The 6,179-nt window shown below is 70.6% G+C and carries 6 protein-coding genes and 1 pseudogene; 4 read left to right on the forward strand and 3 right to left on the reverse strand.

All coding sequences use genetic code 11. The features are described 5' to 3' along the window. The 4 genes from HUU96_RS09630 to HUU96_RS09645 all read left to right on the forward strand — a co-directional run. Positions 1–201 (forward strand): DUF3572 family protein (locus tag HUU96_RS09630; RefSeq protein WP_174292602.1); only part of this gene is annotated, 201 nt, incomplete at its 5' end. Continuing rightward, entirely contained in the window at positions 198–854 is a 657-nt protein-coding gene (locus HUU96_RS09635; RefSeq protein ID WP_174292603.1) for an HAD family hydrolase, read from the forward strand. The genes HUU96_RS09630 and HUU96_RS09635, both read left to right, overlap by 4 nt. Next, on the forward strand, positions 851–1,315 hold the full coding sequence (locus HUU96_RS09640; protein ID WP_174292604.1) for a RidA family protein: 465 nt from the start codon (positions 851–853) through the stop codon (positions 1,313–1,315). The genes HUU96_RS09635 and HUU96_RS09640 overlap by 4 nt, the downstream gene beginning before the upstream one ends. Positions 1,316–1,354: 39 nt before the next feature. Further along, complete coding sequence (locus tag HUU96_RS09645; protein WP_174292605.1) at positions 1,355–2,485, forward strand: GNAT family N-acetyltransferase; 1,131 nt, start codon at positions 1,355–1,357, stop codon at positions 2,483–2,485. On the opposite strand, the gene HUU96_RS09650 is transcribed toward HUU96_RS09645, so the two are convergent. The 3 genes and pseudogenes from HUU96_RS09650 to HUU96_RS09660 form a co-directional block, all read right to left on the reverse strand. Beyond that, complete coding sequence (locus tag HUU96_RS09650) at positions 2,449–4,089, reverse strand: hypothetical protein (protein WP_174292606.1); 1,641 nt, start codon at positions 4,087–4,089, stop codon at positions 2,449–2,451. The two genes, HUU96_RS09645 and HUU96_RS09650, sit on opposite strands and share 37 nt — an antisense overlap. Continuing rightward, positions 4,086–5,648, reverse strand: coding sequence for a hypothetical protein (locus HUU96_RS09655; RefSeq protein WP_174292607.1), 1,563 nt, complete (start codon positions 5,646–5,648; stop codon positions 4,086–4,088). Before HUU96_RS09655 ends, HUU96_RS09650 begins: the two co-directional genes overlap by 4 nt. Positions 5,649–5,658: 10 nt before the next feature. Next, a pseudogene (locus HUU96_RS09660) lies at positions 5,659–6,179 on the reverse strand (hypothetical protein); the annotation flags it as partial.

Consider the following 6,179-nt stretch of genomic DNA (forward strand, 5'->3'; position numbering starts at 1 on the left):
GAGCCCGCCCGCGCCGAGCGGCTGCTGGCGCTGACCGGGCTCGATCCCGCCGAGCTGCGTGCGCGCGCGGCTGAGCCGGCGGTGCTGGCGGCGGCGTTGGCGTTCCTGGAGAGCCACGAGCCGGATCTGGTCGCCTGCGCCGATGCGCTGGGGATGGCACCCGCTACGCTGGTCGCAGCACGTGGGGAGCTGGAGCGATGAGCCGGCCGCTGCTGATCACCGATTGCGACGAGGTGCTGCTGCACATGGTCCGCCACTTCGGCGTCTGGCTGGACGAGGCGCGCGACATGGATTTCAGCATCGCCCATGGTGACTTCGAGCGGCGCATCAGGCGTCGCGGTAAGGACGGGATCAGGCCTGACCCGCTGACCCAGGAGGAGATGTGGGGGCTGCTCGACGGGTTCTTCCCGGACGAGATGCATCGCCAGACGCTCGCCCCGCACGCGGCGGACGCGCTGGCGGCGCTGGCCGAGACCGCCGATATCGTCATCCTGACCAACCTCGGCGATCACTGCCGCCAGCCGCGGATCGAGCAGCTGGCGCGGTTCGGCATCCGTCACCGGGTTGAATGCAACCATGGCGGCAAGGGGGAGCCGGTGGCGGCGCTGGTCGCGGAATATGGCGCGTCAGTGACGGTGTTCGTCGACGACCTCGCCATTCACCACGACTCGGTCGCGCGTCATGCGCCGGAGGTGTACCGGCTGCACATGGTCGCCGAACCCGAGCTGGCCCCAACCGTGCCGACCGCGCCCGCCGCCCACGCCCGCATCGACGACTGGCGGGCCGCGCAGGCCTGGATCGCCGACCGCTTTGCCGCGGGCGTTCCCGCCCCAGCCGAGGAGACCGTTTCGTGACCACCCAGATCGATCGCCGGCTGGAGGAGCTGGGCCTGACCCTGCCGCAGGCGGCCGCGCCGGTCGCCTCCTATGTCCCGGTCGTCGAGGCGGGCGGGCTGCTCCACGTCTCCGGCCAGCTGCCGTTCCAGGGCGGCGCGGTCGTCACCGGCCGGCTGGGCGAGGACACCAGCCTGGAAGAGGGGCAGGAGGCGGCGCGCGCCTGCGCGCTGATGGTCGTGGCGCAGGTCAAGGCGGCGCTGGGCGGCGACCTGTCGCGGGTCGCACGCATCGTCAAGCTGGGGGTGTTCGTCAATTCGACGCCGGACTTCACCGATCAGCCCAAGGTCGCCAACGGCGCGTCCGACCTGATGGTGGCGCTGTTTGGGGAGGCGGGCCGCCACGCGCGCGCCGCGGTCGGCGTCGCGGCGCTGCCGCTGGGCGCGGCGGTGGAGGTCGATGCGATCGTCGCGCTCGCCTGAACTGGCGGGGCGGCGCGCCGACGCCTATCTGGCGCTGACGTGACCAGCATCACCGCCCGTATCGCCAATGGCGTTTCGTCGATTCCCGCCGACCAGTGGGACGCCTGCGCCGGCGACGGCAACCCGTTCGTCGGCCACGCCTTCCTCGCCGCGCTGGAAGTGTCGGGCAGCGTCGGCGGTCGCTCCGGGTGGCAGCCGTTGCCGATCGTCATCGACGGCAGCGACGGTGCGGTCGCCGCGGTCGCGCCCGCCTATGTGAAGAGCCATAGCCAAGGCGAATATGTCTTCGATCACGCCTGGGCGGACGCGTGGCAGCGTGCCGGCGGTGCCTATTACCCCAAGCTTCAGGTCGCCGCGCCCTTCTCGCCGGTGCCGGGGCCGCGGCTGCTGCTGCGCGACCCGTCGCAGGCACCCGCGCTGATCGCCGGACTAGAAGCGGTGACGACCCAGAACGAGATGTCGTCCGCCCACGCGACCTTTGTCGATCCCGACCAGCTGCCGGTGTTCGAGGCGGCGGGATGGCTGATCCGCCAGGGTACCCAGTTCCATTGGCGCAACGGCGGCTTTGCGCGCTTCGACGACTTTCTCGACACGCTGGCCAGCCGCAAGCGCAAGGCGATCCGCAAGGAGCGCGCCGCCGCCGTCGAGGGCCTGACGATCCGCCACCTGACCGGCGCGGCGATCACGCCCGCCTATTGGGACGCGTTCTGGACCTTCTACCAGGATACCGGCCGCCGCAAATGGGGGCAGCCCTATCTCACCCGCCGTTTCTTCCCGCTGCTGGGTCAGGCGCTGGGCGACCGGGTGCTGCTGATTGTCGCCGAGCGTGACGGCAGGCCGATTGCGGGGGCGCTCAACCTGATCGGGGCGGACACGCTGTACGGCCGCTATTGGGGCGCGACCGAGGACGTGCCGTTCCTCCATTTCGAATTATGCTATTACCAGGCGATCGACGCGGCGATCGCGCGCGGGCTGGCGACGGTGGAGGCAGGCGCGCAGGGCGAGCACAAGCTGGCGCGCGGCTATGAGCCGGTCGCGACCTGGTCGGCGCACTTCATTCCCGAGCGCAACTTCCGCTATGCCATCGCCGACTTCCTGGTCCGCGAGAGCGAGGCGGTGGCGGAGAGCCGCGACTATCTGGCCGAGCTGACGCCCTTCCGCCGCGGGTAGAGGCCCCTGGGAAACACGCCATAGTCGGCGGAGGTGATCCGCTTGGGCTGGGTGCGATCGTCGACGCGGAACAGCACGTCGCGGCCGCTGCGCCAGACCGGCGTCAGGCCGCTGACCATCCCCGGCTCATAGGGCGGCGGATTGAGCATCCAGACGTAATCGAACGCGTCGCGGGGAAAGTCGGCCAGCGCCATCCGCACCGGCCGCCACCATTCGCCGCGGCAATACAGGTCGGTGACGATCTGCGACGGATCATGGGCATAGCCGTCGGCGGCGGTGTAGCGGGTGGTCAGCAGCTGCGCCCCCGCCATCGACCATTGGTCGTTGGTATAGGCGAGCTTGCGCTCCAGCAGCAGCGCCGGGATGTGCTCCAGCCGCGTATAGGCCCAGTCGTCATAGCAATGCCGCCCGACAAAGCTGACCACGCGGGCATGGACCGGCAGGTGGTCGAGCGCGGTCAGCACCCGGTCGTAGCTGGCGGCGTAGAGCGCGTAGCTCCACGTCGTCGCCGCCAGCCGCACGCCGTAGAAGGCCAACCCCAGCGCCGCAAACCGCGCGATGCTGCGCGCCGGCAGCCAGGGGCGCGGGCGCACCGCGATCACCGCGACCGCGACCATGAACGGGGCGAGGCGCATGTCGGCATAGGCGCTGCCGAACACCACGCGCGGCAACAGGATGAACACCGCGAGCAGGAACAGCGCCGACAGCCCCAGGCTGCGTGAATATTCCAGCCGCTTGTCGCGCCAGCCCATGAACAGGATCAGGAACAGCAACCCGGCCGAGACCACGTCGAACACCCGCCAGCGGTCGCGCAGGATCATCGACACCCACCAGTATTTCTTGTTCCAGTCGAACCAGTCGAGGGTCTGGCCGGTGACGTGCTCGCCCGAGCGCCACAGTGCCATCAGCACGAGCGGGGGCGCGAGCGGGAGGCAGTTCAGCCCGGCGCGCAGCCAGCTTTCCAGCCAGTGGCCGCTCCTGCCATCCTTGCGCAGGTCGTGCTGGCGGAACATCTCCGCCGAGAAGCCCAGCACGCCCAGCACCCCCCAGCCAAAGGTGTGGCACACCCACAACAGGCACGACAGCGGCACGAACAGCGCCGCGCGCAGGCGCAGATGCCCGGTGCGCGCCAGCCGCAGCCATAGCGCGAACAGGTTGAGGGCGATGCCCATCGACAGCGCGAAGTTCACGAACCCGAACTGGAAGGGGTAGCTGTACGCCAGCGGCAGCGCGAACAGCGCGGTGGCGGGGATGCGGCCATGCACCTCGCGCGCGATGCCGAGCAAGCCGGCGACGGTCAGTGCCGGGATGCAGAGGACGATCAGCTTCACCGCGAGCTCCAGCCCGACCAGCTTGGCGAGCGGGATGACCAGCAGGTCGATGCCGAGATTGCCGATCAGCTGCCAGTGAAAATCGTACCAGCCGGCCAGCTCGGGATAGGTGGCGATGGCAAGCTGGACCCGGTAGCGTCCCATATGGCCCGGCAGGTCGACCAGCGGCGGGATCGTCGGCCACAGCAGCGGCACCGTCGCCACCAGCGCCGCCGCCAGCACGAACCAGCGGGTCTGCCACCAGCGGCGGGGTTCGGAGGACGTCGGCGTCATGTCGCCGGCCTATCCCGGTGGACCGCGGCACGGCAAGCATCGGGCAAGGGCGCGCGAACGGCGTAGACCGCGCTGCGCGGATCGGCCCAGATCGGCCGGAGGTCGGGTGCCGAGACCCGCCCGACCGGAAACCCGATCGTCCAGACGCGCGAGAAGGTGCAGCGATCGAAACGCGCGATCGCCGCGTCGAGATCGGTGGTGCGGTAGCTGGCGTCCTCCGGATAGACGAGCTGCGACGGATCGCGATCGAGCGGGGCGGCGGAGGGATGCAGGGGGCGGATCGGCTGCTGGCCGGGGATCGCCCATTGCTCGTTGGTGAACACCCGACGCCGGGCGGTGGCGATACCGGCGATATGCGCCAGCCGCGAAGGCGACCATGGCGCGCCAGGCTGATCGACGAGGACCAGCGTGCCGCTGCCCTGGGGCAGCGAGGGAAGCGCGCGCAGCACCATCGCCTGATCCTGAGCGTAGAGCAGGAACGACAAGGTGGTCGCGACGGTGCGGGCGGCGACGAAAGCGGACGCTGTGAGCGCCAGTCGCCGCTCCAGCCGGTCGCTGTCGGGACGCACCTCGACCGCCAGCAGCGCCAGCGCGACGCTGGCCGGCAGCATCCTCATGTCGACATAGGCACCGCCATCGGCGAGCCGGGGCAGGCACAGGAACGCGGCGATGCCTGCCAGCGCGGGCACGCCGAGTACTGGCACGAACCGCAGCCGCGGCGAGCGGATCGCCGCCCATAGCGTACAGGCGATCAGCGCGACGCCCGCCAGGTCCCACCATTGCCAATGGTCACGCAGCAACGAAACGACCCATTGCGCCTTGGCGAGGAGATTGAACCAGTCGCCGGTATCGCCCGCCCGCTGTCCGCCCGCGAGCCGCGCTGCCAGCGGCAGCGCCATCGGCAGGCAGAACAGCGCCGCATGTCGCCCTGCGCGCCAGACGCCCAGGCCGTCTGCGCGCGCCAGCTGCCATTCGGCGGCAAGGACGAACAGCCCCAGCATCGCCCAGCCAAAGCTGTGCGCCAGCCAAGTGACCGCGGCGATCGGCGCGAACAGCGCGATCCGCCACGCCGCCGGCCGCGTGCGCGCCAGCCGCAGCCACAGCGCCAACCCGGCCAGCGCCATCGCCTGCGCCAGGCAGAAATTGATGAAGCCGAGTTGAAACGGAAAGCCGAAGGCGAGGGGCAGCGCCAGCCCGGCGCTCGCGGGCAGACGGCCATGCGCCTCGCGCGCGATCCACAGCATCGCCAGTACGGTGAGCGGCGGGATCAGCGTCACGATCAGCCGCGCGGCCGGCTCGACGTCGAGCAGCGGGTGCAGCGCCAGTACGAGCAGATCGACGCCGAGATTGCCGATCAGCGACCAATGCACCGCCCAATGCGCGGCGAGCGGCGGTGTGCCGGCCTCGTCGAGGATCCGATATCGCCCGACATGACCGGGATAGTCGACCAGCGGCGGGATGGTCTGCCACAGCAGCGGCACAATCGCGGCAAGCGCCATCGCCGCCACGAACCACCGCGTCTGCCACCAACCCAGCGGCCGATCATCATCCCCCTGCATCGCAACAGTTCTAGCGGGGCGAGGGGGCTCGGGACAAGCTGTGATCGGGTGCGTCGATGCGTGCGCCGTCGGGCAGCGCCGCCACCGTGCGCCAGCCGGGCAGCGGGCCATGGGCGAGGGCAGAGGCGGTGGTTGCTGAACGGTCGCGGCCGGGCATGGCGGCGCAGCTGACGACATAGTCGACGCGCCAGGAGCGGACGATCCGGGCTGCTTGAACGGGGCTGCCGAGATAGAAGCCGAACATCGCCAGATTGCCCACACCGCCGCGATGATAGGGGGCTGCAACCAGCCGCTGCGGGGTTGCGGCGATCAGCCATGCGCCGGCGTCGATCGGGGCCATGGTCATGCCGACTGGCAAGGCCGCGAGGCGCGCCGCCAGCGCCGGCGAGGCGCAGTTACCGCCGGTCGCCGGCATCGCAGCGGGCGTCATCGCCTCGGCCGCGAGCGGATACAGCATCCCTGCCGACGCGGCCCATGCACCGGCAAGCGGCAACGCACCGCGTGCCCGCGCGGCGGCGATCACCGCCGCCA

The organism is Sphingomonas bacterium (genome assembly GCF_903644135.1).
Classification (GTDB): domain Bacteria; phylum Pseudomonadota; class Alphaproteobacteria; order Sphingomonadales; family Sphingomonadaceae; genus Sphingomonas.